The sequence below is a fragment of the Petropleomorpha daqingensis genome (genome assembly GCF_013408985.1).
Taxonomy (GTDB): Bacteria; Actinomycetota; Actinomycetes; order Mycobacteriales; family Geodermatophilaceae; genus Petropleomorpha; species Petropleomorpha daqingensis.
This window is the reverse complement of the sequence record NZ_JACBZT010000001.1, coordinates 756,306-781,284: the sequence shown is the minus strand read 5'-3', so window position 1 is coordinate 781,284 and position 24,979 is coordinate 756,306. Positions and strand designations below refer to the sequence as shown.

The 24,979-nt window shown below is 73.9% G+C and carries 25 protein-coding genes and 1 tRNA gene; 9 read left to right on the top strand and 17 right to left on the bottom strand.

From position 1 onward, the window contains the following. Window positions 1–23: 23 nt before the first annotated feature. Window positions 24–1,664, top strand: a complete 1,641-nt coding sequence (locus GGQ55_RS03800; RefSeq protein ID WP_179715190.1) for an ABC-F family ATP-binding cassette domain-containing protein — start codon at window positions 24–26, stop codon at window positions 1,662–1,664. A gap of 4 nt (window positions 1,665–1,668) precedes the next feature. On the opposite strand, the gene GGQ55_RS03795 is transcribed toward GGQ55_RS03800, so the two are convergent. After that, entirely contained in the window at window positions 1,669–2,343 is a 675-nt protein-coding gene (locus tag GGQ55_RS03795) for a TetR family transcriptional regulator (RefSeq protein ID WP_179715189.1), read from the bottom strand. A gap of 81 nt (window positions 2,344–2,424) precedes the next feature. Here GGQ55_RS03795 and GGQ55_RS03790 point away from each other — a divergent pair, with 81 nt between their 5' ends. Continuing rightward, window positions 2,425–3,870, top strand: a complete 1,446-nt coding sequence (locus GGQ55_RS03790; RefSeq protein WP_179715188.1) for an MFS transporter — start codon at window positions 2,425–2,427, stop codon at window positions 3,868–3,870. Window positions 3,871–3,946: 76 nt separating this feature from the next. Here the strand turns inward: GGQ55_RS03790 and GGQ55_RS03785 are convergent, their stop codons facing one another. From GGQ55_RS03785 to GGQ55_RS03765, 5 genes are read right to left on the bottom strand one after another with little or no spacing between them, the layout of a single operon-like run. Next, window positions 3,947–4,564, bottom strand: coding sequence for a hypothetical protein (locus GGQ55_RS03785; RefSeq protein ID WP_179715187.1), 618 nt, complete (start codon window positions 4,562–4,564; stop codon window positions 3,947–3,949). A gap of 53 nt (window positions 4,565–4,617) precedes the next feature. Further along, entirely contained in the window at window positions 4,618–5,148 is a 531-nt protein-coding gene (locus GGQ55_RS03780) for a GNAT family N-acetyltransferase (RefSeq protein WP_179715186.1), read from the bottom strand. Beyond that, window positions 5,145–6,230 carry an alpha/beta fold hydrolase gene (locus tag GGQ55_RS03775; protein ID WP_366488675.1) on the bottom strand — a complete coding sequence of 362 codons (1,086 nt, stop codon included), beginning with the start codon at window positions 6,228–6,230 and terminating at the stop codon, window positions 5,145–5,147. Before GGQ55_RS03775 ends, GGQ55_RS03780 begins: the two co-directional genes overlap by 4 nt. Continuing rightward, window positions 6,151–6,540 carry a hypothetical protein gene (locus tag GGQ55_RS03770; protein ID WP_179715185.1) on the bottom strand — a complete coding sequence of 130 codons (390 nt, stop codon included), beginning with the start codon at window positions 6,538–6,540 and terminating at the stop codon, window positions 6,151–6,153. The genes GGQ55_RS03775 and GGQ55_RS03770 overlap by 80 nt, the downstream gene beginning before the upstream one ends. After that, window positions 6,537–8,036 carry a long-chain-fatty-acid--CoA ligase gene (locus GGQ55_RS03765; protein WP_179715184.1) on the bottom strand — a complete coding sequence of 500 codons (1,500 nt, stop codon included), beginning with the start codon at window positions 8,034–8,036 and terminating at the stop codon, window positions 6,537–6,539. The genes GGQ55_RS03770 and GGQ55_RS03765 overlap by 4 nt, the downstream gene beginning before the upstream one ends. A gap of 133 nt (window positions 8,037–8,169) precedes the next feature. On the opposite strand from GGQ55_RS03765, the gene GGQ55_RS03760 reads away from it, so the two are divergent. The 3 genes from GGQ55_RS03760 (at window position 8,170) to GGQ55_RS03750 (ending at window position 12,031) form a co-directional block, all read left to right on the top strand. Then, window positions 8,170–8,886 (top strand): SDR family NAD(P)-dependent oxidoreductase, encoded by a 717-nt coding sequence (locus GGQ55_RS03760; protein ID WP_366488673.1) that lies wholly within the window; start codon window positions 8,170–8,172, stop codon window positions 8,884–8,886. Between the two features lie 98 nt (window positions 8,887–8,984). Next, window positions 8,985–10,541, top strand: coding sequence for a S8 family peptidase (locus GGQ55_RS03755; protein WP_179715182.1), 1,557 nt, complete (start codon window positions 8,985–8,987; stop codon window positions 10,539–10,541). A 65-nt stretch (window positions 10,542–10,606) separates the two neighbouring features. Further along, complete coding sequence (locus GGQ55_RS03750; protein WP_179715181.1) at window positions 10,607–12,031, top strand: MFS transporter; 1,425 nt, start codon at window positions 10,607–10,609, stop codon at window positions 12,029–12,031. Here GGQ55_RS03750 and GGQ55_RS03745 read toward each other — a convergent pair. The 4 genes from GGQ55_RS03745 to GGQ55_RS03730 form a co-directional block, all read right to left on the bottom strand. Beyond that, window positions 12,028–12,927 carry an alpha/beta hydrolase gene (locus GGQ55_RS03745; RefSeq protein ID WP_218859156.1) on the bottom strand — a complete coding sequence of 300 codons (900 nt, stop codon included), beginning with the start codon at window positions 12,925–12,927 and terminating at the stop codon, window positions 12,028–12,030. The two genes, GGQ55_RS03750 and GGQ55_RS03745, sit on opposite strands and share 4 nt — an antisense overlap. 9 nt (window positions 12,928–12,936) lie before the next feature. Next, window positions 12,937–13,278: a hypothetical protein gene (locus tag GGQ55_RS03740; protein WP_179715180.1), complete on the bottom strand. Its 342-nt coding sequence runs from the start codon at window positions 13,276–13,278 to the stop codon at window positions 12,937–12,939. Between the two features lie 72 nt (window positions 13,279–13,350). Continuing rightward, on the bottom strand, window positions 13,351–13,917 hold the full coding sequence (locus GGQ55_RS03735; protein ID WP_179715179.1) for a DUF4203 domain-containing protein: 567 nt from the start codon (window positions 13,915–13,917) through the stop codon (window positions 13,351–13,353). Continuing rightward, a complete protein-coding gene (locus GGQ55_RS03730) occupies window positions 13,914–14,363 on the bottom strand; it encodes a DUF6069 family protein (RefSeq protein WP_218859155.1) in 450 nt (149 codons plus the stop codon). Before GGQ55_RS03730 ends, GGQ55_RS03735 begins: the two co-directional genes overlap by 4 nt. A 135-nt stretch (window positions 14,364–14,498) precedes the next feature. On the opposite strand from GGQ55_RS03730, the gene GGQ55_RS03725 reads away from it, so the two are divergent. Continuing rightward, window positions 14,499–15,851 (top strand): hypothetical protein, encoded by a 1,353-nt coding sequence (locus GGQ55_RS03725; RefSeq protein ID WP_179715177.1) that lies wholly within the window; start codon window positions 14,499–14,501, stop codon window positions 15,849–15,851. Between the two features lie 18 nt (window positions 15,852–15,869). Continuing rightward, window positions 15,870–16,010: a hypothetical protein gene (locus GGQ55_RS03720; RefSeq protein WP_179715176.1), complete on the top strand. Its 141-nt coding sequence runs from the start codon at window positions 15,870–15,872 to the stop codon at window positions 16,008–16,010. Here the strand turns inward: GGQ55_RS03720 and GGQ55_RS03715 are convergent. The 3 genes from GGQ55_RS03715 to GGQ55_RS03705 all read right to left on the bottom strand — a co-directional run bounded on the left by GGQ55_RS03715 (window position 15,988) and on the right by GGQ55_RS03705 (window position 19,422). Then, the gene (locus GGQ55_RS03715; RefSeq protein ID WP_179715175.1) at window positions 15,988–17,145 is read right to left on the bottom strand and encodes an RNA polymerase sigma factor; all 1,158 of its coding nucleotides are present in this window, start codon (window positions 17,143–17,145) and stop codon (window positions 15,988–15,990) included. The two genes, GGQ55_RS03720 and GGQ55_RS03715, sit on opposite strands and share 23 nt — an antisense overlap. Beyond that, window positions 17,130–17,549 (bottom strand): YciI family protein, encoded by a 420-nt coding sequence (locus GGQ55_RS03710; RefSeq protein WP_179715174.1) that lies wholly within the window; start codon window positions 17,547–17,549, stop codon window positions 17,130–17,132. Before GGQ55_RS03710 ends, GGQ55_RS03715 begins: the two co-directional genes overlap by 16 nt. 100 nt (window positions 17,550–17,649) lie before the next feature. Beyond that, entirely contained in the window at window positions 17,650–19,422 is a 1,773-nt protein-coding gene (locus GGQ55_RS03705; RefSeq protein ID WP_218859154.1) for an MOSC domain-containing protein, read from the bottom strand. 111 nt (window positions 19,423–19,533) lie between these two features. Between GGQ55_RS03705 and GGQ55_RS03700 the strand changes: the two genes are divergently transcribed. Further along, window positions 19,534–20,892, top strand: a complete 1,359-nt coding sequence (locus GGQ55_RS03700) for a diacylglycerol/lipid kinase family protein (protein WP_179715172.1) — start codon at window positions 19,534–19,536, stop codon at window positions 20,890–20,892. A 57-nt stretch (window positions 20,893–20,949) separates the two neighbouring features. Here the strand turns inward: GGQ55_RS03700 and GGQ55_RS03695 are convergent, their stop codons facing one another. From GGQ55_RS03695 to GGQ55_RS03680, 4 genes are all read right to left on the bottom strand, one after another. Next, a complete protein-coding gene (locus tag GGQ55_RS03695; RefSeq protein WP_179715171.1) occupies window positions 20,950–21,360 on the bottom strand; it encodes a DUF4186 domain-containing protein in 411 nt (136 codons plus the stop codon). 161 nt (window positions 21,361–21,521) lie between these two features. After that, a tRNA-Arg gene (locus GGQ55_RS03690) sits at window positions 21,522–21,596 on the bottom strand. A 51-nt stretch (window positions 21,597–21,647) separates the two neighbouring features. Further along, complete coding sequence (locus GGQ55_RS03685) at window positions 21,648–22,325, bottom strand: DUF305 domain-containing protein (protein ID WP_366488668.1); 678 nt, start codon at window positions 22,323–22,325, stop codon at window positions 21,648–21,650. Next, entirely contained in the window at window positions 22,322–23,152 is an 831-nt protein-coding gene (locus GGQ55_RS03680) for a thioredoxin-like domain-containing protein (RefSeq protein WP_436277820.1), read from the bottom strand. Before GGQ55_RS03680 ends, GGQ55_RS03685 begins: the two co-directional genes overlap by 4 nt. A gap of 161 nt (window positions 23,153–23,313) precedes the next feature. On the opposite strand from GGQ55_RS03680, the gene argS reads away from it, so the two are divergent. Beyond that, complete coding sequence (gene argS / locus GGQ55_RS03675) at window positions 23,314–24,975, top strand: arginine--tRNA ligase (protein ID WP_179715169.1); 1,662 nt, start codon at window positions 23,314–23,316, stop codon at window positions 24,973–24,975. Window positions 24,976–24,979 lie beyond the last annotated feature (4 nt).

Sequence of the window (24,979 nt, the reverse complement as noted above, 5' to 3'; positions counted from 1 at the left end):
GATCACCCTGGGAGCACCCCTTCATGAGCGCCACCCTCGTCGCGCGCGGCCTGGCGGCCGGGCACGGCGCCCGCGTGCTGTTCTCCGACCTCGACCTCGTCGTCGCCCCCGGTGACGTCGTGGGCCTGGTCGGCGTGAACGGCGCCGGCAAGTCCACGCTGCTGCGCACCCTCGCCGGCGAGCTGCCCGCCGAGTCCGGCAGCGTGGTGCTCTCCCCGCCGACCGCGACCATCGGCCACCTGCCGCAGGAGGCCGAGCGGCGGTCGGCGGAGACGGTGTTCGGCGCGCTCGCCCGTCGCACCGGTGTCGCCGCCGCGCAGGCCGCGCTCGACCACGCCACCGAGGCGCTCACCGAGGGCCGGCCCGGTGCCGACGACGCCTATGGCGAGGCGCTCGAGCGGTGGCTGGCCCTCGGCGGGGCCGACCTGGAGGAGCGGGCGGCCGACGTCGTCGGCGAGCTGGCACCCGGCGTCGCGCTGGACGCGCCGACCACCGGCCTGTCCGGCGGTCAGGCGGCGCGGGTCGGGCTGGCCGCGCTGCTGCTCTCGCGCTACGACGTCCTGCTGCTCGACGAGCCGACCAACGACCTCGACCTGGACGGGCTGGCCCGCCTGGAGCGCTTCGTCGCCGAGGCGCGGTCGGGCATCGTCGTGGTCAGCCACGACCGGGAGTTCCTCGCCCGCACCGTGACCCGGGTGGTGGAGCTCGACCTCGCCCAGCAGCTGGTCCGGGTGCACGACGGCGGCTACGAGTCCTACCTGGTCGAGCGCGAGGTGGCCCGGCGGCACGCGCGCGAGCAGTACGAGGACTACGCGGAGACGAGGTCCGAGCTCGAGGCCCGGGCGCGCATGCAGCGCAACTGGATGGCCAAGGGCGTGCGCAACGCCGTCCGCAAGGCCGGCAGCGAACCGGACAAGAACATCCGCGCGCACATGCGGGCCACCTCGGAGAAGCAGGCGGCCAAGGCGCGGATCACCGAGAAGCGCATCGAGCGGCTCGAGGAGGTGGAGGAGCCGCGCAAGGAGTGGGAGCTGCGCATGACGATCGCCGCGGCACCCCGGGCCGGCGCCGTCGTCGCCACCCTGCGCGGGGCGGTCGTGCGCCGCGGCGGCTTCACCCTCGGGCCGGTCGACCTGCAGGTCGACTGGGGCGACCGGCTCGCGATCACCGGCGCCAACGGCGCCGGCAAGTCCACCCTGCTGGGCGCGCTGCTCGGCCGGGTCGCGCTCGACGAGGGGACGGCGACGCTCGGGCCCTCGGTGCGGATCGGCGAGATCGACCAGGCCCGCGGCCGCTTCCTCGGCGGTGAGCAGCTGCTCGACGCGTTCTCCGCCGAGGTGCCGGACTGGCCCAGCTCGGAGGTGCGCACCCTGCTGGCCAAGTTCGGCCTGACCGCCGAGCACGTGCTGCGGCCGGCCGCGACGCTGTCACCGGGGGAGCGGACCCGCGCCGCGCTGGCGCTGCTGCAGGCGCGCGGGATCAACGTGCTGGTGCTCGACGAGCCGACCAACCACCTGGACCTGCCGGCGATCGAGCAGCTGGAGCAGGCGCTGGCCGGCTACGAGGGCACGTTGCTGCTGGTCACCCACGACCGCCGGATGCTCGAGGCGGTGCACACCACCCGGCGGCTGGTCGTCGCCGACGGCCGGGTCGCCGAGGCCTGAGAGCTCAGCGAGCCCGCTCGGCGAGGCCGCGGACGCCGGCGACGTAGAGGTCGATGCCGAAGTCGAAGAAGGCCTCGACGTCCGAGCAGTGGGTCATCGCGTCGGCGTGCGCGACGACGGCGGGGTACTTCGCCGGGTCGAGCGAGGCCAGGGCGGCCTTCTTGGTGCGCAGGTGCGCGTCGCGCTCCTCGGCGGTCTGCCCGCTGTCGTCGACCTGGTCGCCGGTGACCATCGTGATCGCCGCCCGCAGGGCCTGCATCGCCAGGTAGCTCGCGTGCTCCTGGCTGAAGCCGGCGTCGCTGAGCGTGGCCAGCGCCGTCTCGGTCAGGTCGAGCCCCTTCGGGTTCGCCATGATCCGCTCCGGGACGAGGTAGGCGACCTGCGGGTGCGGGCGCATCGCCGCGACCAGCACGGTCAGCGCGGCGCGGATGTCGGCCGCCCAGTCCGACGTGCGCGCGGGCACCTCGATCGCGTCGAGGACCCGGTCGGCCAGGCCGGCCAGCAGGTCCTCCTTGGTGCGGAAGTGCCAGTACAGGGCCATCGGCGTCACGCCGAGCTCGGTGGCGAGGCGGCGGATGGTGACGGCCTCGATCCCCTCGGCATCGGCGATCTCGAGCGCCCGGTCGGCGACCAGGTCGCGAGAGAGCGACGGACGGGTTTCGGACTTCGTGGGCGGCACGGTTGACAACTATACGCCGTATGGTGTCCGCTGTACATCGTTCTTATACGGCGTACATGTACGGCGCAGAGGAGAGACCCGATGACCACCGACCGCCGCCGCCCGTGGGCACTGCTCGCCGTGGCCCTGGCGACCTTCATGACCTACCTCGACAACAACATCGTCAACGTGGCGATCCCCGCCATCCAGCGGGACCTGCAGCTCACGACCGCCAACCTCGAGTGGGTCGTGAGCGGCTACATCCTCGTGTTCGCAGGCTTCCTGCTCGCCGGTGGACGCCTCGCCGACGCCTTCGGACGGCGCCGGCTGTTCACGATCGGCCTCGTCGTCTTCACCGGGGCGTCGCTGGCCGCCGGGCTGGCCGACTCCTTCGGCGTGCTGGTCGCCGCCCGTGCCGTGCAGGGCCTCGGCGCCGCGCTGGTCACGCCGACCACCCTGGCGATCATCAGCGCCGCCTACCCGGAGCCGCGCGAGCGGGCCCGGGCGGTCGGGCTCTGGGCCGGGGTGGGCGCTCTGGCGCTGGCCGCCGGACCGCTGATCGGCGGTGTGCTGGCCCAGCACGCGTCGTGGGGCTGGATCTTCACCATCAACGTGCCGGTCGGGATCGCCACGCTGCTGCTGGGCCTCTGGGCGATCCGCGAGACCCGTGAGCCGGTCCGCCGTCCGCTCGACGTCCCGGGCCTGCTCCTGGCGACGACGGCGCTGACCGCGCTGACCTGGTCGCTCATCGAGGGCGCTCCGCGCGGCTGGACGTCGGCCTCTGTCCTCGGCGGCTTCGCGATCGCGGCGCTGGCCGGGTTGGCCTTCGTCCTCGTCGAGCAGCGCTCGACCCACCCGATGGTGAGCGTCTCGCTGTTCCGCGAGCGCGTGTTCAGCGGCGGCGTCGTGGCGATGATGCTCTGGGCGTTCGGCCTGTTCGGCATCTACTTCTTCACGTCGCTGTACCTGCAGGACGCGCTGGGCTTCTCGCCGACCGAGGCCGGCCTGGCGTTCCTGCCGATGGCGCTGTTCATGGTCGTCGGCGCCGTCGTGTCCCCGCGGGTGGCGCACGCCGTCGGCACCGGCCGGCTGGTCGGCCTGGCGATGTCGCTCATGGGGGTCGGCATCGCGTCGGTCAGCCTGCTGGGCGAGGGCGCGTCCTACTGGGCCCTCATGCCGAGCTTCGTGGTGATCGGCATCGGCGGCGGGCTGACCACGCCGCTCACCGACGCCGTCCTGGGCGCGATGCCCACCGAGCGGGCGGGCGTGGCCTCGGCGCTGTTCAACGCCAGCCGCGAGGTGGCCGGGCTGCTCGGGATCACGGTCATCGGCGCGGTGCTGTCCGCGCGGTCGTCGGCGGCGCTGCGCGGCGGGGCTGTCCCGCTGGACGCGTTCCTCTCCGGCTACCGGCTGGGGCTGCTGCTGGCCGGCGCGCTGGTCGCGATCGGCGGGCTGGCCGCGTGGCTGGCCCTGCGCGGCACGCGGTCCACGGAGCCGGAGCTCGAGCCGGTGGCAGTGGCCCCGCTGCCGGTCCCCGTCGCCGCCTGACGGTGTGAGGCATGGGAAGCCATACCTGCGGATCCGCCCTCGATCCGCAGGTATGGCTTCCCATGCCTGGGGCGGGTCAGCCGATGGTGACCGGGGAGGACGCGCCGACCTGCACGAGCCGGGTGACCGACGTCGTCGAGTCCACGATCGCCTCCTCCAGCCAGAAGACGTAGGTCTCGCCGCTGGTCAGGCCGGTCATCGTGGTCGTGACCTGCACGCACCCGCTCGGTTGTGCGACGGTCTGCTGCACCGGCGCCGGCTGCGCCCCGGTCACGAGCGTCTGCGCCACCGCCTGCACGCGGTAGCCGGTCACCTCGGCCCGGGCGTCGGCCATCCAGGTCAGGGTCGCCGAGCCGGTGCCCGGGACGGCGCCGGGGTTGTTCACCTTCGGCGTGCTGTAGCCGCCGCAGGCATCGGGTCGGGGCACCAGCACCGGGGGAGTGCCGTACGGGGCCGGGTGCGGCACCTCGAAGCTGCCGGGCCGGGGGATCGCCGGGGTGAAGCCCGCGATCGAGGTCGGTGCCGGCACGGTCGGGGGGACGACGCCGCCGGAGTCGAGGAACCAGGTCGTCGGGGCCGCGGTCCGGGTGGCGGCGGCCTCCTCGACGTCAGTGGCGGCGGCGCACCCGGTCACCGACAGCGCGACCGCGGCCAGCAGCAGGCCGAGCCGCCGCCGTCGTCCGCGTTCACTCACTCAGGCAACGTCGGCAGCCCGCGGCTCCGACTTGACCCGAGCCGGCCGGGCAGTCAGCCCGGCTCTCCGAGCTCGTCGGCCACGCCGACGGTGTCCATGCCCGACCAGGTCTCGCCGACGTGGTGGGCCAGCACCATCAGGTCGCGCAGCCGGCCCTCGCGGTCGCGGATGTGGTCGCGCAGCAGCGCCTCGCCGGAGAAGCCGATCGCGCTGAACAGGGCCAGCGCCGCGCCCTGCTCGGCGACGACCTCGACCACGAGCTTGGTCAGCCCCGCCTCGACGCCGGCCACGAGGGCGTGCCGGGCCAGCACGCGGCCCAGCCCGTTGCCGCGCGCGGCCGGCGCGACGACCAGCCGCACCTCGCCGACGTGGTCGGACCAGCCCGGCAACCGCAGCACGGCAACGTAGCCCTGCACGGTGTCCCCGTCCACGGCGACCCACCGGTTGCCGCCGGTGGTCCACGCCCGGACGGTCGCCGGGTCGGTGACCTCCTCCTTGATGAACGTCCGGTCGCCGTCGGGCAGGTCGCGGAAGAAGCGCAGCAGGGCGTCGCAGTGCTCCGGCCCGAGCGGGACGACGCTCATGCCACCTCCTCGCTGCGCCGCCGCAGGAAGTCGAGGATCGTCGGCACCGTCGTCCTCGCCGCCGTCCGTCCGACCACCAGGCCCATGTGGCCGGCGTCGAGCCGCAGCTCGTGCTTGTCCTCCGAGCCGACGAGGTCGATCAGCGGCGCGCTGGCGTCCGGCGGCACGATGTGGTCGCGGTTGGCCCGCACCGTCAGGAACGGCGCGGTGATGTCGCGCAGGTGCACCGGGTCGCCGCCGACCACCAGCTTGTCGGTGACCATCCCGTTGTCGCGGACCAGCATCCGGACGGTCTCGCGGGCCGCGGCGCCCGGGAACGGCACGTGGTCGTCCGACCAGCCGGTCATCGCCTGGTAGGCAGCCACGTACTCGTCGTTCCAGAGCCGTTCCCACAGCGTCACGTACCGGGTCACCTCCGCCGTGGGGGTCAGGGTCTTGAACCCCTGGACGACGACGGACGGCGGCACGTTGCCGTCCTCCCCGACCACCTCGTCGACCTCGAGCCCGCCGACGCGGAACAGGTCGGCCATCGGCCCCATCTGCGTGAAGTCGACCGGTGTGGCCAGCACGGTCAGGCTGCGCAGCGGCGCATCGGGGTGGTGCGCGGCGTAGAGCAGCGCGAGGTCGCCGCCGAAGCAGTAGCCGAACAGGTTGACCTCGTCGCAGCCCGACAGCTCGAGGACGCGGTCGACGGCGGCCGGGATGTAGTCGTCGACGTAGTCCTCGAGCCGGTTGTGCGCATCGCGCTCGTCGGGCTCACCCCAGTCGATCATGTAGACGTCGAACCCGGCGGCCAGCACCTGCTCGAGGAAGCTGTTGCCGGGCGTGAGGTCGAGGATGTAGCTGCGGCTGATCAGGCTGAAGACGACGAGCAGCGGCGGGGCGTACCGCACGTCGGCGTTGCGGTAGTGCCACAGCTGGCAGCGGCCGCGCTGCCAGACGACGTCCTTGGGGCTCTGCCCGACGCCGGGCCGGTCGATCCCGGCTGCCAGCTTGATGCCGTTACGGGCCCGCAGCGCGTTGCGCTCGACGTCGCGCCGGACGCGGTCGAGGATCGTCTGCGGGCTGGGCACCGTCGGCACGGGCGTCCTCCTCGGTGGTCCGGTCGTCGCGGCGGCGTTCGGCCTCGAGCTGCAGGGTCAGCCGCCGCACCTCGCGGTCGAGCGCGCCGATCTGCGCCCGCAACCGGCTGACATCGCTGCCGGCGGGCAGGTTGAGCAGGTGCCAGGCGCGGGCGGTCGCGCCGCGGGCGGTGTCGCGGAGCAGCTTCTGCGCCCGCTGCACCACCGCCGCGCCCTGGGCGAAGGTCTCCGTGCGCACGAACGCCTCGGCCCGCGGCGTGACCGCCTTGTCGACGGCGTCGTAGGCCTGCCGCCACCTCGGAGAGCTCACCCGCCCACCCCCTGCGGCACCTCGACGGCGCGACGCAGGATCTTGCCGGTCGGGCCCTTGGGCAGCGCCTCCACCAGCCACACGTGCCGCGGGTACTTGTAGGCCGCGACCCGGGCCTTGACCCACTCGCGCAGCTCGTCGGGCTCGGCGGACGCCCCCGGCTTCAGGGCCACCGCCGCGGCGACCTCCTCGCCGAGCTCGGGGTGCGGGATGCCGATGCAGGCCGCCTCGGCGACCGCGGCGTGCTCGTAGAGCGCCTCCTCGATCTCCCGCGGGTAGACGTTGTAGCCGCCGCGGATGATCATCTCCTTCTTGCGGTCGACGATGAAGAAGTAGCCGTCGTCGTCCTGCCGGGCCAGGTCGCCGGTGCGGAACCAGCCGTCCGGGATCGACCTGGCCGTCTCCTCGGGCTTGCCCCAGTAGCCCTTCATCACGTTTTCGCCCCGGATGGCGATCTCGCCGACCTCCCCGCGCGGGACGTCGACGCCGTCGTCGTTCACCACCCGCATCTCGACCCCGGGGATCGGGGTGCCGATCGAGCCGGGCTTGCGCTCGGCGTGCAGCTGGTTGAACGACGCCACCGGCGAGGTCTCCGACAGCCCGTAGCCCTCGAGGATCGTGCAGCCGAACGCCTCCTCGAACTCCCGCAGCACCTCGACCGGCATCGCCGAGCCGCCCGAGACGCACAGCCGCAGGCTGGACACGTCGAACGAGCCCGGGTCGGGGGCGTGCAGCATCGCCGAGAACATCGTCGGCACGCCCTCGAAGATCGTGACCCGGTCGCGCTGGATCACCGACAGCGCCTTGGTGCCGTCGAAGCGGGGGATCAGCGTCAGGCAGGCGCCGGCGAGCACCGAGGCGTTGAGGCCGCAGGTCAGGCCGAAGACGTGGAACAGCGGCAGGCAGCCCATGACCACGTCGTCCGGGGTCGACTCGACCAGCTGCTGGCCGCCGGTGCGGGCGTTGCTGCGCAGGTTGGCGTGGGTCAGCTCGGCGCCCTTGGGCTGGCCGGTGGTCCCCGAGGTGTAGAGGATCACCGACAGGTCGTCGTCGGCCCGCTCGACGGCGCCGTCGGCGGGCCGGTCGGCCATCGCCTCCGTGGGCAGCACCGCGCCGACCGGGATCGCCTCGATGCCCACGGTGGCGGCCGCCTCGGTCGCCGCCGCGGCGACCATGTCGGCGGCCAGCACGAGCCGGGCACCGGAGTCGCGCAGGTAGTACTCGACCTCCCGCGCCTTGAGCAGCGGGTTCATCGGGACGACGGCGGCCCCGGCGAGCTGCACGCCGTAGAAGAGCACCGGGAACGACGGGACGTTGGGCAGCACCATGCCGACCCGGTCACCGGGCGCGACGCCCAACTCCTGCAGGAACGCCGCGACCCGCAGGGCGGCGTCGCGGAGCTCGGCGTAGGTGAGCACGGCGTCGTCCATGCGGACGGCGGCGTGGTCGCCGTCGCGGGCGGCGGTGTCCAGCAGGTTCTGTGCCAGATTGCCCATCGATCTCTCCCCCTCGAGAGTCCCGATTCCCAATCTGACTACGGTGCCAGTCACGGCGCACCACGAGAGGGGAATCCGCGTGAGGGACCGAACGATCCTGGATCGTTTCCGACTCGACGGCCGGGTGGCGATCGTGACCGGGGCCTCCTCCGGGCTCGGCGTCGACTTCGCCCAGGCCCTGGCCGAGGCCGGTGCCGATCTCGTGCTCGCCGCGCGCCGCGAGGACCGGCTCGCCCACGCGAAGAGCCTGGTGGAGGACGCCGGCCGCCGGGCGATCACGGTGCGCACCGACGTGTCGGACCCCGACGACTGCACGGCGCTGGTCGAGGCGGCGATGGCCGAGTTCGGCAGGGTCGACATCCTGGTCAACAACGCCGGCCTGGGGACGGCGGTCCCGGCCACCCGCGAGACCCCGGAGCAGTTCCGCCAGGTCATCGACGTCAACCTGAACGGCTGCTACTGGATGGCGCAGGCCTGCGGCCGCGTGATGCAGCCGGGGAGCTCCATCGTCAACATCTCGAGCATCCTCGGGCTGACGACGGCGGGGCTGCCGCAGGCGGCCTACGCCGCGAGCAAGGCCGGGCTGATCGGGCTGACCCGCGACCTGGCCCAGCAGTGGACGGGCCGCAAGGGCATCCGGGTCAACGCCCTGGCCCCCGGCTTCTTCGCCTCCGAGATGACCGAGCAGTACCCCGAGGGCTACATCGAGGGCCAGCTGGCCCGGGTGCTGGTCGGCCGCGCCGGCGACCCCGACGAGCTCGCCGCGGCGCTGGTCTTCCTGGTCAGCGACGCGGGCGGGTACGTCACCGGGACGACGCTGCCGGTCGAGGGCGGCCTGCTCACCAGCTGACGGCGGCCTTCACCCGGCGTTTGCCCCTCCTTCACGGACTGTGATATCCCTCACGTCCAGGTTCCGATACATATCGGGATCGGAACAAAGGGGGATTCATGCGCAGGACTCTGCTCACCCGCCTCGCCGCGCCGGCCGGAGCGTTCGTGCTCGCCGCGGCGGCGGCGGTCGGGGCCGCGGCACCCGCGGCCGCGGCCGGCCCGGCGACCGACTACACGATCGCCTTCACCAGCACCGACGGTCTGCCCGCCGACGTCGACGCCCAGGTCAGCGCCGCCGGCGGGACGGTGACCCAGCGGCTGCCGGAGATCGGAGGGATCGGGGTCACCTCCACCAACCCCGACTTCGCCGCCGCCATGGGCCGCAACAACTCGGTGAAGGCGGTCGCGCAGTCGGCGCGGACCTCGCTCGTCGACCCGGTCGACGCCGCCGCGACCGGTGGCCCCTCGAACAACGGCGGCAACGCCTCGCCCGCGGGGCCCGATCCGCAGCCCATGCCCGACCCCCTGGGCAAGGAGCAGTGGGACAAGATGCGGATGAACGCCACCGCGAGCGGCTCCTACGCCGTCCAGCAGGGGCGCAAGGACGTGCGCGTCTTCGTCATCGACACCGGCGCCGACCAGACCCACCCGGACGTCGCGCCCAACCTCGACGTGGCCGCCAGCCGGTCGTTCGTTCCCTCCGAACCGACGATCCAGGACTTCAACGGCCACGGGACGTGGACGATCAGCGCGGTCGGCGCCCCCATCAACGGGATCGGGATCTCCGGGGTGGCCCCGGGCGTCACGCTGGTCTCCGGCAAGGTCCTCGACGGCACCGGCAGCGGGGAGTTCCTGTACACCGACCTGGCCCTGATCTACGCCGGCCAGCAGCACTTCGACATCGTCTCGGCGAGCCTGGGCGGCTACATCCCCAAGTGCGGCGCGGTGAACAACCCGAACAAGGAGTGCGACCACCCGGACTGGATCCTGCTCAACCGGGCCACGCAGTTCGCCCGGTCGAACGGCGTGCTCCCGGTCGGGGCGCTCGGCAACGAGGGCTACGACCTGGCCGACGGCACCTTCTTCCGCGACTTCGTGGAGGCCCCCGGCACGGTGCCGGGCTGGGTCGGGGTCTCGGCCACGAGCTACTACAACGAGAAGGCGTTCTACTCCAACTACGGCAGCGGGGCGGTCGACGTCTCGGCACCCGGCGGGTCGACGCGGGACTACAGCGGCGTCCCGGGCAGCGAGGTTCCTCCGGGCTACGGCGGCGAGGGGCGCCTGATCGGCGCCTGGTCCTCGACGGGGTCCGAGGCACCGGCGGATCCGTTCGAGGTCTGCACTGGCCCGGGTGGGACGCCGCCGTGCGCGGCGTACGGCTACGTGCAGGGCACCTCGATGGCCACACCGAACGCGGCCGGCGTCGCGGCGCTGATCATCAGCCAGTACGGCGACTTCGCCTCGGGCAACCCGAACAAGCCGCACCTGTCGCCGACCACGGTGGAGCAGTACCTGCAGCAGTCGGCGAACAACCAGCCGTGCCCGACCCCGAAGACGGTCACGCAGGGCCCGGGTCTGGACTTCGCCACGGCGACCTGCCAGGGCGGCACCGGGTTCAACAGCTTCTTCGGCAAGGGCATCGTCGACGCGCTCGAGGCGGTGACCCTCAGGTAGGCACGACCCGTCCCCGACCCCCGCACGGTTACCGTGCGGGGGTCGGCGGACGGCGAGAGGGCGGGATGAGCGGGCAGCAGGCGGCCGTCGAGCCGATCGGGACCGTCTCCCGGGGACTGGCCCTCCTTGTGGCCGGCGCCATGTTCATGGAGATCATGGACGGCACGGTGATCGCCCCGGCGGCCCCGCACATCGGCGAGAGCTTCGGCGTGCCCGCGGTGGCGGTGAACGTGGCGATCACCGCGTACGTGCTGTCGGTCGCCGTCCTCATCCCGATCAGCGGATGGCTGGCCGACCGGTACGGCGCCCGCCGGATCTTCACCACCGCCGTCGCCGTCTTCACCGTCGCCTCGATCGGCTGCGCCGCGGCGCCGAGCCTGGCGCTGCTCGTCGCCGCCCGGGTCCTCATGGGCGTCGGCGGCGCGATGATGGTGCCGGTGGGCCGGCTCGTCGTGCTGCGCACCACCGCCAAGACCGACCTGATCCGGGCCATCGCCTACCTGACCTGGCCGGCGCTCGTCGCGCCGGTCATCGCGCCGGCGCTGGGCGGGATCCTGTCCACCTACGCCTCGTGGCGGTGGATCTTCCTGATCAACGTGCCGCTGGGCATCGCCGGGTTCGCCCTCGCCCTGCGCCTGGTGCCCGACGTGCGGGCGCCGGAGGGCCGGCCGTTGGACTGGCGCGGGTTCGCCCTCGTCGCCGTCGGGACGGCGGCGCTGGTGGTGGGGCTGGAGAGCATCGGCTCGACCCACCCGCACTGGGCGCCGGCCGTGCTGGGCCTCGCGATCGCCGCTGTCGCCCTCGGCGCCGCCGTGCGCTACCTGCTGCGCACGGACCGGCCGCTGGTGGACCTGCGGGTGCTGCGGATCGCGACCTACCGGGTGACCGCGCTCGCCGGCTCCGGCTACCGGGCGGCGATCACCGCGATCCCGTTCCTGCTGCCGCTGTTCTTCCAGCTCGGCTTCGGCTGGACGGCGGCCCAGGCCGGCCTGGTGGTGATCGCGCTGTTCGTCGGCAACATCGCGATCAAGCCCGCGACCACGCCCTTGCTGCGCCGGTTCGGCATCCGGCCGGTGATGGTCGCCTCGATCCTCGCCGGGGCGGTGTTCCTGGTCGGGATGGCGTTCCTGCAGCCGACGACGTCGCTGCCGGTCGTGCTGGTCCTCCTGCTGGCCAGCGGCGTGGCCCGCTCGGTGGGGTTCACCGCGTACAACACCGTGGCCTTCGGCGACGTGCCGGCCGAGCGGATGACGCCGGCCAACACGCTGCTGTCCACGCTGCAGGAGCTCGGCGGCGGTCTCGGCGTCGCGGTGGGCGCGCTGCTGGTGCGGCTGGGCGAGCCGGTCGCCGCGGCCACCGGGCTCGGCGAGGGCACCGGCGTGGCCTTCCGGGTGGCGTTCGTGCTGCTCGCCGTCCTGCTGCTGGGGCCGCTGGTGGCGGCGCTGCGGCTGCCGCGGACGGCCGGCGCCGTCGTCACCGGGCGGGGCTAGCGCTCCTTCTCGGCGCGCTCGACCAGCGCGGCGAGCCGGTCGGTCACCTCGGGCCAGACCGCCCGGGGCAGGTCGTGCCCCATGCCGTCGATCAGCAGCAGCTCGGCGCCGGGGACGGCGGCCGCGGTGGCGCGACCGCCGCTGACGTCCACCAGGCTGTCCTGCTCGCCGTGGACCACCAGCGTCGGGACGTCGACCCCGCGCAGATCGGCGGTGCGGTCGGCCGTGGTGAGGATCGCGGCGAGCTGCCGGGCGACGCCGGCCGGGTTGTAGCGACGGTCGTAGGACAGCGCCGCCCGGTCGCGCAGCGCCTGCTCGTCGAACTCGAAGCCGGGGGAGCCGATGACCCGGTAGGTGTCGACGGCCCGCTGGATCGCCGACTCGCGGTCGGTGGCCGGCGGCGCGAGCAGCACGCCCATCGCGGCCTCGGCGGGCCTGCCGACCGCGGGGTCGCCGGTGGTCGACATGATCGAGGTCAGGCTGCGCACCCGCTCGGGGTGCCGGAGCGCGACGAGCTGGGCGATCATGCCGCCCATCGAGGCGCCGACCACGTGCGCGCTGTCGAGGTGCAGCGCGTCGAGCAGGCCGGCCGTGTCGTCGGCGAGGTCGGACAGCGGGTAGGCGACGTTCGACCGGTCGCCGCCGAGGATCGCCAGGATGTCCGGAGCCCCACGGTCGTCGAGGTGCGTGGACAGCCCGATGTCGCGGTTGTCGAAGCGGACGACGAACAGCCCGCGGTCGGCCAGGCCGGCGCAGAACTCGTCGGGCCACCCGATCATCTGCGTGGCCAGCCCCATGACCAGCAGCAGCGGCGGGTCACCGGGGTCGCCGAACGTCTCGTAGGCGAGCTCGACCTCGCCGATCCGGGCCTGCTGGATCCCCGACTCCGTCGTCATGACCGGACGCTAACCCAGCCGCGGCGATGGCCCTGCGCCGCCGACGGAGATCGACCGAGCCGCATCGACCGTCGACGCGCGGACCCGCCGGTCGGCGCGGCACGCCCGGATCGTCGCGCTGGACCGGGCGCAGGCGAACCGGGCCTGCTCCCGCAACCACCGGGACTGCTGGCACAGGTTCCGCGACCACGCCAGCAGGTCGAGGTGCTCGTCGGCGAACCTCTCGGGACCGGCGAGCAGGGGCGGGCACCCGCCCGGGCAGTCGTACTCGACCGGTTCGTCACCGACCCAGCCCAGGGCCGCCGGACCCCCGCACGACGGACATCGAGTCCAGGTGATCCGTTCGCTCATCCGCTGGGTCCTCGTCGTCGTCCGGCACGGGGTCCGCCGTTCCTACCCGTGCCCGTCGACCGGAACCGCGGCTCAGGCCTTGCTGGTCGCCTTCCGCCGGAGCCAGCGGCGCTGGACCGACCAGCCCAGCGCGCCGAGCGCGATCCACGCGGCGGCGTCGATCACCGCCTCGGCGGTCGTGTCGGGCGTGCGCAGGAACCCGAGGGTGCTGGGCCAGATCCGGGCCAGGCCGGACAGCGCCAGGCCGGCGCCGCCGAAGGCGCACACCCAGACGAGGGCGGTCTCGTGGAAGCGCTGCGTGGCCAGCCCGGTCAGGACGGCGACGGCCAGCACGAACACGATCGCGATCACGACGTTGCCGTCGCCGCCCTCGAGCAGTCCGTAGAACTTCGCCCCGATGACGCCTCCGGCGACCCCGCCCACGACCAGCAGTGCCGCCCGGAAGACCAGCGTGGACAGGATCCACGCCACCACCGCGGCGCAGGCCGCGACGATCGCGGTCACCGCGACCGAGCCGCCGAGCGACTCGGCGACCAGCCAGCCGAGCGCGAAGCCCGAGGCCAGCACGGCGAGGTGCAGGGACGCCACCCCGGCGAAGCAGAGGAGCAGCCCGACGACGAGGACCCCGACCCCGGTCACCGCACGCGGTCCGGAGGTCGCAGGGCACGCGTCATCACCGGAGGCAGCAGGCTCAGCACCGCCAGGCCGATGACGAGGTCGAGGGCGGCGGTGGCCACGCGGCCGGCCGTCGTCCCGTCGAGGGTGAAGGGCACGACGACGCCGACCGCGGTGGCCAGCCCGACGATCCAGGAGAAGAAGGACCGCGGGCGCGGCGTGGTCGTGACGAGCAGATGGGCCAGCGCGGTCGCCAGCAGCGCCAGCGCGGCCGCGGTGACCGCGTACCTCAGGGCGAAGGAGCCGGGGACCGGGAGCAACGGCGGCGCGACCATGGGGATGTCGAGGGCGCCCTGGACGAGCAGGACGCCGACGAGGGCGACGAGCGCCGCGACGACGGCCGTGGCGAGACCGCCGGCCCACAGCCGTCCCGCGTCGACCTGCGGGCGGGGCCTCCCGGTGCTCGCCACGCGCCACCTCCGATCCATCGAGGTCCCGCCCACCCTCCGGACGCGCGCGCGGCCTCGCCTCACCCCGGTCGGGTGAGGCTCGGGGTGGGTCGCGGCGAGAACGCTGGCCGGGCACGCCGGTCGCGGGAGGCAGCCATGGCGCAGGTCGACGAGCAGAGCACGGTTCCTCTGCTGGATGCCGACGAGAGGGCCGAACTCGAGCGCTTGCGGGCCGAGCTCGCAGCTCTCCGGGCCGGCGGGGGACCGCCCGCCGAGAAGCCGCCCACCCCGGGCCGGTGGCGGTCGGTGGTCGCCATCGTCCTGATCGTGCTGGGGTGCGTCCTGGCGCCGGTCGCGCTGGTCGCGGTCTGGACGAACCGGACGATCTCCGACACCGACCGGTTCGTCGAGACCGTGTCCCCGCTGGTCCGGGACCCGGACGTGCAGAACCGGATCGTCGACCGGGTCACGACGGCGGTCATGGACAACATCGACGTCAAGGCGATCGGCGACGACGCGGTCGACGCCCTCGCCACGGCGGGACTGCCCGCGATCGTGACCGACCGGCTCAAGCAGCTCACGCCGACCCTGCAGTCGGCGGTGGAGGGGTTCGTGCGCGACCGGGTGCACGACCTGGTCACCAGCTCGGCGTTCGCCTCGGCCTTCGACCAGACCGTGCGGACGACGCAGCGCATCGCGATCCGGGTGCTGGACGGGGACAGCACCGCCGTCCAGGTCCGGGGCGGCAAGGTCTACCTCGACCTCGCCCCGTTCATCGACCTGGCCAAGCAGCGGCTCGCCGACCGAGGGCTCACCCTGGTCGAGCGGATCCCCGAGCTGCACCCGACGATCGCGATCGCCGACGACACCCAGCTCGTCCGGGCGCAGGGGGCCTACAAGGTCCTCCACTCCGCGGCGGCGTGGCTGCCCTGGATCATGCTCCTGCTGCTGGCGACCGGGATCTTCCTGGCCCGGCGGAAGCTGCGGGCCCTCGTCGGTGCCGGGCTGGGGATCGCCCTCGCCATGCTCGTGCTCGCCGTCGGCCTGTTCGTGGCCCGCAGCATCCTGATCGGCGCCGTGCCGACGGGGGGCGCCAGCGCCGCAGGAGCGGCGTTCGACATCATCGTGCACTTCCTGCGGATCGGGCTGCGCACGGTGGCCGTCGTCGGGCTGGTCGTCGCACTCGGCGCGTTCCTGGCCGGCCCGTCGCCGACCGCGGTCGGGCTGCGGCGCTGGTGGACGCGCCAGATGGCGCGGATCCGGGTCGGGCCGTCGACCTCTGGGCCGGTGGCCACCTGGACCCGGCGCTACGTCCGGTTGCTGCGGTTCGGCGCGCTGGGGCTCGCCGTCCTGGTGTTCCTGTTCCTGGCGCACCCCACCGGGGTGGCGGTGCTGGTGATCGCGATCTGCCTGCTCGTGGTGCTCGCCGTCATCGAGTACCTCGCCCGCCCGGCCCAGCCGGTCGCCCCCGAGATCCCGACGCAGGCCCCACCGGCCGCCACGGGCTGACGGTCGGACGCGATCGGCGTGCTGTGGAGCGCGGTGGCGGCGGTCGGCTTCGTCGCGGAGTCGGCGCTGGTCATCGTCCTGGGCCGGTCCACCACCCGCCGCTGGGAGCGGTCGGTGCCGGTGCTCCCGCCTCCCGTCAGCGGGCCCTACCGGCGTTGAGGCGGGCGGCCTGCCGGGTCAGGTGGTCGCGCTCGGCGCGGTTGGGCGCCGTGGCCGCGGCCTCGGCGTACAGCCGCGCCGCCGTCGTCAGGTCGCCGTCGCGCTCGTGGAAGTACGCGGCCACCGCGGTGTGCCGGGGGAGCGTGTCGTCCAGCGCCGCGAGTGCGGCCAGCCCGGCGCGGGGCCCGTCGGCCTCGCCGACGGACACCGCCCGGTTGAGCCGGACGACGGGGCTGTCGGTCAGCCGCGCCAGCTCGTCGTACCACTCGACGATCTGCACCCAGTCGGTCTCCTCGGCCGAGGGCGCATCGGCGTGCAGCGCCGCGATCGCGGCCTGGGCCTGGAACTCGCCCAGCCGGTCGCGGGCGAGCGCCCGCTGGAGGATCTCGACGCCCTCGGCGATGGCACCCGTGTCCCAGAGGGCGCGGTCCTGCTCGGCGAGGGGCACCAGGCCGCCGTCGGGCGCGGTCCGGGCGGAGCGCCGCGCGTGGTGCAGCAGCATCAGCGCGAGCAGCCCGGCCACCTCGGGGTGGTCGATCGCCCCGGCGAGCTGCCGGGTCAGCCGGATCGCCTCGGCGGCCAGGTCGACGTCGCCGGAGTAGCCCTCGTTGAAGACCAGGTAGAGGACGCGCAGCACGGTGGCGACGTCGCCGGGGGAGTCGAACCGCACGCCGGAGACCGTGCGCTTGGCCCGGCTGATGCGCTGCGCCATCGTCGCCTCGGGCACCAGGTAGGCCCCGGCGATCTGGCGGGTGGTCAGCCCGCCGACCGCCCGCAGCGTGAGCGCCACCGCCGACGACGGGGTCAGCGACGGGTGGGCGCACAGGAAGTACAGCTGCAGGGTGTCGTCGGCCTGCGGTGCCGGGCCGGGCGCCGGCTCCTCGTCGATGCGCACCTCCCGCCGCCGGCGGGCGGCGTCGGAGCGCGTCGCGTCGAGGAACCGGCGCCAGGCCACGGTGACCAACCAGCCCTTCGGGTCGCGCGGCGGGTCGGCCGGCCAGACCCGGACCGCCTCGACCAGCGCGTCCTGCACGGCGTCCTCGGCCGTCGCGAAGTCGGCTCCGCGGCGGACGAGGACCGTGAGGACCTGCGGCGTCAGGCTGCGCAGCAGGACCTCGTTCAGCGGTCCGGGCATTCCGTGGTCAGGGGCGACTCGGGCAGGAACGGGCGCAGCTCGAGCCACTCGTGGATCGGCTGCCCGCCCGCGCCCGGGGCGGCCGACAGCTCCCCGGCCAGTTCGACGGCGCGCTCGTGCGTGTCGACGTCGATGATCATCCAGCCGGCGATGAGGTCCTTGGTCTCGGCGAACGGCCCGTCGGTCACCGGCGGGCGGCCCTCGCCGTCGTACCGGACCCACATGCCCTCGGGGGAGAGGGCCTGGCCGCCGACGTACTCGCCGGTCTCCTCGAGCTTGGCCGCGAAGTCGTCCATGTAGCGGAGGTGGGCGGTGATCTCCTCCGGTGCCCACTTCTCCATCGGCACGTCGTTCACCGCGGCCGGGGCGCCGCGGTAGTGCTTGAGCAGCAGGTACTTGGCCATCGATGTCTCCTCGGTGGTGGTTGCGGCCCATCGTGGCCGCTCGCACCCCGGGGACGGAGCCGGCCGCGCGTTCTCGACATCCTCCGGGAGATTTTTCCGGTCACAGGTCGAGGACGACGTCGCCCCGGGCCTGCGAGCAGCACAGGAGCACGCTGCCGTCGGGCGGCGGCTCGACCGGGTCGGGGCGGTAGCCGACGGCGCCGGCGATGAGCGTGGTCTCGCAGGTCTGGCAGACGCCGGTCCGGCACGACCAGCGGACCGGCACGTCGCACGCCTCGGCGAGCTCGAGCAGACTGCCGTAGTCGTCGCTCCACGGGACCTCGAGGTCGCTGCGGGCGAAGGCGACCGCCGGGCCGTCGCCCGGCCGGCCGGCCGGTGGGTGCGGCGGCCGTGCCGCCGCCGCCGCGATGCCCGGCGTGAGGCCCGCGGCGGGGCCGAACGGCTCGGTGTGCACGTGCGCCGCCTCGATCCCCAGGCTGGCCAGGCCGGCGCTGACGTCGTCCATGAACGGCGCCGGCCCGCACACGTACGCCTGGGCGTCGCGGGGCGGGTCGAGCTCGGCGAGCACCGACCCGGTGAGGCGGCCGGTCACGTCGAACCCCCGGCCCGGGACGTCGTCCGGACCCGGGCGGCTGTAGTACACCCGCGTGCGCGCGTTCGGCAGCGCGGCGAGCAGATCCCGGGCCTCGGCGGCGAACGGGTGCTCGCTGCCGTTGCGCGCGCCGTGCAGCCACCAGATCTCCCGCTCGGAACGCTCCTGCGCCAGCGCGTGCAGCATGGCGAGAACCGGGGTGACGCCGATGCCGGCGCTGACCAGCAGCACCGGTCCGGCCGTGTCCTCCAGGAGGAACGTGCCGCGGGGAGCCCCGACGTCGAGCCGGTCCCCGACGGCCAGCCGGGTGGACAGGTAGCCGCTCACGGCGCCGAGCGGCTCGCGCTTGACCCCGATCCGGTAGGCGCCCGCCCCCGACGGTCCGCACATCGAGTAGTTGCGCAGCAGCGGCCGCTGCGCCTGGTCCGGGCGGACCCGCACCGTGAGGTACTGGCCCGGGCGCGCGGCCGGCAGGGGAGCGCCGTCGGGGTCCTCGAGCCGGATCGAGCTCACGGTCCCGCTCTCGTGCGTGATCGCCGTGACCGTCAACGGGCGGAAGCCGGGCCAGGCGGGCGGCGGGCCGGCCACCGCGAGGCCGGCGTTCCCGGCTGCCGGCCCCTGGTCCAGCAGCGCCCGGAACGAGGCCTGCCACCCCGGGCTGAGGGCGGGGATCCGGAGCGCGCGGAGCAGGTCCAGGCGACCGTGCCCCGGGAGGTACAGCAGCCCGTCGACCTCGGCCACCGTCATCTGCTCGGGCCCCGAGGCCAGCTTGACGATCGGGTCCCCCGCCTGCACCTCGCCCTCCTCGAGCACGCGAAGGTAGAAGCCGGGACGGCGGTGCGAGACGAGGAGGGCCGGGATCCGCGGGTCGTCCATCCGGATCCCGACGCGGTAGCAGGTCACCCGCGGCTGGCTCACCTCGAACGTCGCCGTGCCGATCCGGTACCGGTCGCCGATGCAGACCTCGTCGTCGGCCAGCCCGTCGACGGTGAAGTTCTCGCCGAACTGGCCGTGCACGAAGTCGGCGCGCCCGAGCTCGCGCTCCCAGTACCGGTACGAGCCGAGCTGGTAGACGAAGACGGCGCGCTGCTCCCCGCCGTGACCGGCCAGATCGCCCTGGCCGTCGCCGACGATGTTGAGCCGGCCGACGCGGACCGGGCCGGGAAACGGGTCCTTGAACACGCCGGTGAAGACGGTCCGCCCGCGCCACGCCACGTCCCGCGGCTGCCCGACGTTGACCGACAGCAGCGTCCCGACCGGCGGCCCCGGGCTCAGGCTCACCGCGCCACCGTAGACGGCATCGCGGCTCCGGAACCGTCCGAGCGGGGTGATCGCACGAGGCCCTGTGGCGGACATGCTCGGAGACCGGCGACCGGCCCCGGGAGGTGCGCCGTGGAGTCGTTGCGGACTCGCCGCTGGTACGCCCGAGGCGCCCTGGCCCTCGTCGTCCTGGCGGTCGTCGTCCTGTTCGTGTTCGCCCCCCACCGCGGGGTGGGCTTCGTCCTGCTCACCGGGGCGGCCGTGGCCCTGACCGTCGCCGGCCTGTTCTGGTTCCTGCTGCTGCGGGGGCCCCTCCGGTGGATCGCGCTGTGCCTCGGCCTGGCCGCACCGGTCGCGGAGATCGTGCTGCTCGCCGCGAACCGCATGCTCTGGCTGGCGGTCCTGACCCTGGTGCTGCTGGCCGCCGGCGTCGCGACCGGCCGTGCGGCCCTGCGCCCCGAGCGGTCGGAATGGCAGTTGCCGGTCACCGACGCCGCCGCGCCGCGGCACCCGTTCCTCGTCATGAACCCGCGGTCGGGGGGCGGCAAGGTCGAGCGATTCCGGCTGCGGGAGCGCGCGGAACAGCTGGGCGCCGAGGTGGCACTGCTCGACGGCACGGGCAAAGACCCCCAGCAGCTCGCCCGGGACGCCCTCGCCCGCGGCGCGGACCTGCTGGGCGTCGCGGGCGGTGACGGCACCCAGGCACTGGTCGCGCAGGTGGCGGTCGAGCACGACGTCCCGTTCCTCGTGATCAGCGCGGGCACGCGCAACCACTTCGCGCTCGACCTGGGGCTGGACCGCGAGGAACCGGCGCGCTGCCTGGACGCGCTGCGCGACGGGGTGGAGGCCCGGATCGACCTCGGTGAGATCAACGGGCGCCCGTTCGTGAACAACGCCTCCTTCGGCGCCTACGCGGAGATCGTGCTCAACCCGGCCTACCGGGACGACAAGCGCCGCACGACGCTCGATGCCCTGCCCGACCTGCTCACGCGCCGGCGCGGTGCCCGGCTGACCGCCGACGTCGGCGGGATCCGCGTGGAGGACCCGCACGCCCTGCTCGTGAGCAACAACCCCTACGAGGCCTCCGATCTCGCCGGCATGGGGCGGCGCGCCCGCCTGGATCGCGGGCTGCTCGGCGTGATCGCCATCCGCGTGGACAGCGCGCGGCAGGCGGTGGGGCTGCTCAACACCGCCCACCGGCAGGGCCTGCGGCGCGCCGTGGCGGCGGAGGTCGTCGTGATGGCGGACGGCGCCGACATCCCGGTGGGCATCGACGGGGAGACGGTGCGGCTGGCCACCCCGGTCCGGTGCACCGTCCGTCCCGGCGCGCTGCGGGTCAGGCTGCCCCGCGAACGGCCGGGGATCCGGCCCCCGCGGGCCCGGCTGGACTGGGCAGCGCTGTGGGCGCTGGCGACCGGCCGGCCGGACGCGTACCACGGCCGTGGGGAGATCTCGGGTCCGGCGCCGGTGCCGGTCGACGACAGCGGCTGACCGGCCCTTCGTGTGATGGGGTGCTCACCGTTGCTCTGACCAGCAGTGCGGGCACCTTCACCATCGGCGTGAGGTAGAGCTCCCGGAGTCCCGACCTTCGATGGAGGTCGCCAGCTCGCGGTCGATCCAACGCCCGATCACCTCGACCACGTAGGCCCGCTCGCCGTGGTCGAGCGGTTGCCCCTTGGCGATGCCGTGCCACGTCTCCAGGCAGCTGCGGCAGCAGGTCGCGGTGGCGTGCTGGGCCACGAAGACCGCGTGGTTGCGGTAGGGGGTCTGCCGGCCGTCGTTGCGGGGCTCGGCCGGCGCCAGCCGCTCGGCGATGATCTCCGCGGCGTGAGCCCGCATCGTCTGCGGACCGCGCAGCTCAGCCGTGACCCGCTCGCGCCCGCGCAGGTGGAACCGCCGCCCGAAAGGTCGCGCGCTCGCGCGGTCGATCCGTTCATCGATCTCGGCGGGGTCGGGCACGCCCCCAGACTAGGCACGGCACGGTGGCCGACGACGAGGACGAGACCGGCGGGGTCTCGGCGCTGCCAGCGGCGCCGTGGCCGGCCGGGCCGGCGGGGCCGGTGCCCGCGCGCTCGGTGTCCAACGGTCAGCCCAACTGGGGGTCGACGATCAGCACCTGGTGGTGCCCCCGGCAGGATTCGAACCTGCGCACCCGCCTCCGGAGGGCGGTGCTCTATCCCCTGAGCTACGGGGGCTCGGGCACGGAAGAAGTTACCAGCCGTCCCGACCGGGGCGACCGGCGGCCGTCAGGACGGCGGCGGCAGCGGCGTGCCGCCCAGCGCGGTGAGCATCGCCGCCATCGTCGTCGTCTCGGCGGTCTGGGTGTCCACGATCGAGCGGGCCAGCGACCGCACCGGCTCGAGCTGGGCGTGCTGCGCCGCGTACTCGGCCATGGCCCGGCCGCCCTGGTGGTGGCGGATCATCAGCTGCAGGAAGCGGATGTCGAACGCCGTCCCCTGCAGCGACTGGAGCTCGGTGAGCTCCTGCTCGGTCGCCATGCCGGGCATGAGCCCGTTCGCGGTGTGCTGGTGGGCGTCGCCCATCCAGGCCATCTGCTCGCCGCCGGACAGGGGCAGCCCCCACAGGCTCAGCCAGCCCTGCATGCGCCCCACCTGGTTGGTCTGCGTGGCCGAGATGTCGAAGGCCAGCGACCTCACCTGCGGGTCGGTGGCCTGCGTCAGCGCCAGGTTGGCCATCTCCACGCCCTGCAGGTGGTGCACCGACATGTCGCGGGAGAACCCGGCGTCGACCGAGTCCGAGGTCGGCGTCTCGTCCTGCCCGATGCCCAGGACGACCGCCGATGCACCGCCGATGAGCAGCAGCCCGACGGCGATGACGGCCAGCAGCACCACGCGCAGCGGGCTGCGGCCCGGCGCCACCGCCGGTGCCTGCGTCTGCTCCTCCACGGCGGCGCTCACGGTCACGGCGCGCTGGTGGCCGTCGGCGTGGTCGCCATGTCGCTGGAGCCGACCGCGGTGCTGTCCTGCCCGGTCACCACGGGGTTGGCCTTGAACGCCGGGTTCTCGCAGCTGGCGCCGATCTCCGGGTAGTGGTTGTCCACCTCGGAGTTGAAGGTCATCAGGTCGGCGAACTGCTTGATCCGCTTGTCGTCGGCCGAGCCGACCTTGAGCTGGTGGTTCCAGGACTGGAGGCTGATCGCCGAGTCCTGACCCGCGTAGGGCGACAGCAGCCGGCCGGACACCCCGTCGACGAGGGCGGCCAGCTTGTCGATGTCGGACTGGCTGACCTTGTCGGGGTTGTAGGTGATCCAGACGGCGCCGTGCTCGAGGCTGTGGACGGCGTTCTCGTGCCGGATGTCGACGGTGTAGACGGTGCCGGTGCAGTCGGCCCAGTACGGGTCGTGCGGGCCGCCGACCGGCGGGGACTCGGCGTAGTCCTGGTTGGTCTGCACGTGCTGCTGGCCGGCGGCGTACTCGTAGGACTTGACGCCCTTGATCTGCGACAGCGACGTGACGTCGTTCTCGTGGGACTTGTTCACCTGGACGAGGGCGTAGGTGATCACGGCCGCCCCGAACACCACGACGGCGACGGCGGCGGCGATGAGGCCCCACGGCTTGCGCTGCTGGGTGACGACCTGCGTCGGCGGCCGGGTGCGCCCCTTGGCACCGGTGGGCCGGGCAGCGGGCCGGGAGGCGGTCTTCGTGCCCGAGCGGGCGTTGCCACCACCGCCGGAGGACTTGCCGCGGGACGTGCGGCTGTCGTCGGGCTTGCGGTCCTTGGCCAAGGCCACTCCTCGGTACGGGGCGCGCGGGCGGGCGCCGTGCAGGGCGAGCGCGCCCTCCTCCAGCCCGTGAGTCTAGGTCGGCAAGCTGTGAAGGCCGCGGAAGCGACCGGCCCGGGCGGGGGGGACGGCGCGACGGACGCCCCAGCCGCGCTCAGTACGCTCGACGGGTGACACCGGAGCAGCTGCGCGACGTCGTCCGGACCGCCGTGGCCGCGGCCGTCGACCGTGGCGAGCTCGCCGTCGACGTCCCGGACGACGTCCTCGTCGAACGACCCAAGAACCCCGAGCACGGCGACTACGCCACCAACGTGGCGCTGCGCCTGGCCAAGGCCGCCGGCCGCCCGCCGCGCGAGGTGGCGGAGGTGCTGGCCGGCGAGCTGCGCGGGCACGACGGGATCGAGCGGGTCGACATCGCCGGCCCCGGCTTCCTGAACCTCGTGCTCGCCAAGGACGCCCTCGGCCAGATCGCCGTGCGGGCGGTGACCGCGGGCGAGGGCTACGGCGCCACGCAGGAGCTGGCCGGGCAGCGGCTGAACCTGGAGTTCGTCTCGGCCAACCCGACCGGCCCCGTGCACATCGGCGGTACCCGGTGGGCGGCGGTGGGCGACGCCCTCGGCCGGCTGCTCACCGCGGCCGGTGCCGAGGTCACCCGCGAGTACTACTTCAACGACGCCGGGGCGCAGATCGACCGGTTCGCCCGCAGCCTGCAGGCCGCGGCGAAGCAGCAGCCGGTCCCCGAGGACGGGTACGCCGGCGCCTACATCGACGACATCGCGGCCCGGATCGTCGCCGAGGAACCGGACCTGCTCGACCGGGACGACGACGAGCAGGTGCGGGTCTTCCGCTCGCGCGGCGTCGACCTCATGTGGGACGAGATCAAGACCTCACTCGCCGAGTTCGGCGTCGTCTTCGACGTGTACTTCAGCGAGCGCACGCTGCACGAGACCGGCGCCCTGGAGAAGGCGGTCGCCCGGCTGCGCGAGAAGGGGCACGTCTACGAGAAGGACGGCGCCGTCTGGCTGCGGACGACGGACTTCGCCGACGACAAGGACCGGGTGCTGGTCAAGAGCGACGGCGAGCCGACCTACTTCGCCGCCGACTGCGCCTACTACCTGAACAAGCGGGAGCGCGGCTTCGACAAGGTCGTGATCATGCTCGGCGCCGACCACACCGGCTACGTCGGCCGGTACAAGGCGCTGGTGGCCGCGATGGGCGACGACCCCGAGGTCAACCTCGAGATCCTCATCGGCCAGCTGGTCAACCTGCTGCGCGACGGCGAGCCGGTGCGGATGAGCAAGCGCGCCGGCACGGTCGTCAACCTCGAGGACCTGGTCGAGGCGATCGGTGCCGACGCCGCCCGGTACGCGCTGGCGCGCACGTCGATCGACCAGACCATCGACCTCGACCTCGACCTGTGGAGCCGGCAGACCAACGACAACCCGGTCTTCTACGTCCAGTACGCCCACGCCCGGATCTCCTCGGTGCTGCGCAACGCCGCCGACCTCGGCCTGGCGCTGGGCGAGGCGGCCGACGTCGATCCCGCCCAGCTCGCGCACCCGCGCGAGGGCGACCTGCTGCGGGCGATCGGCGAGTTCCCGCGCGTGCTGTCGTCGGCGGCCGAGCTGCGGGCGCCGCACCGGGTGGCCCGCTACCTCGAGGAGCTGGCCGGCACCTACCACCGCTTCTACGACAACTGCCGGGTGCTGCCGCGCGGCGACGAGGAGACCACCCCGCTGAACACGGCGCGGCTGTGGCTGTGCGCGGCGACCGCGGGCGTGCTGCGCAACGGCCTGGGCGTGCTCGGCGTGTCCGCTCCGGAGCGGATGTGAGGGC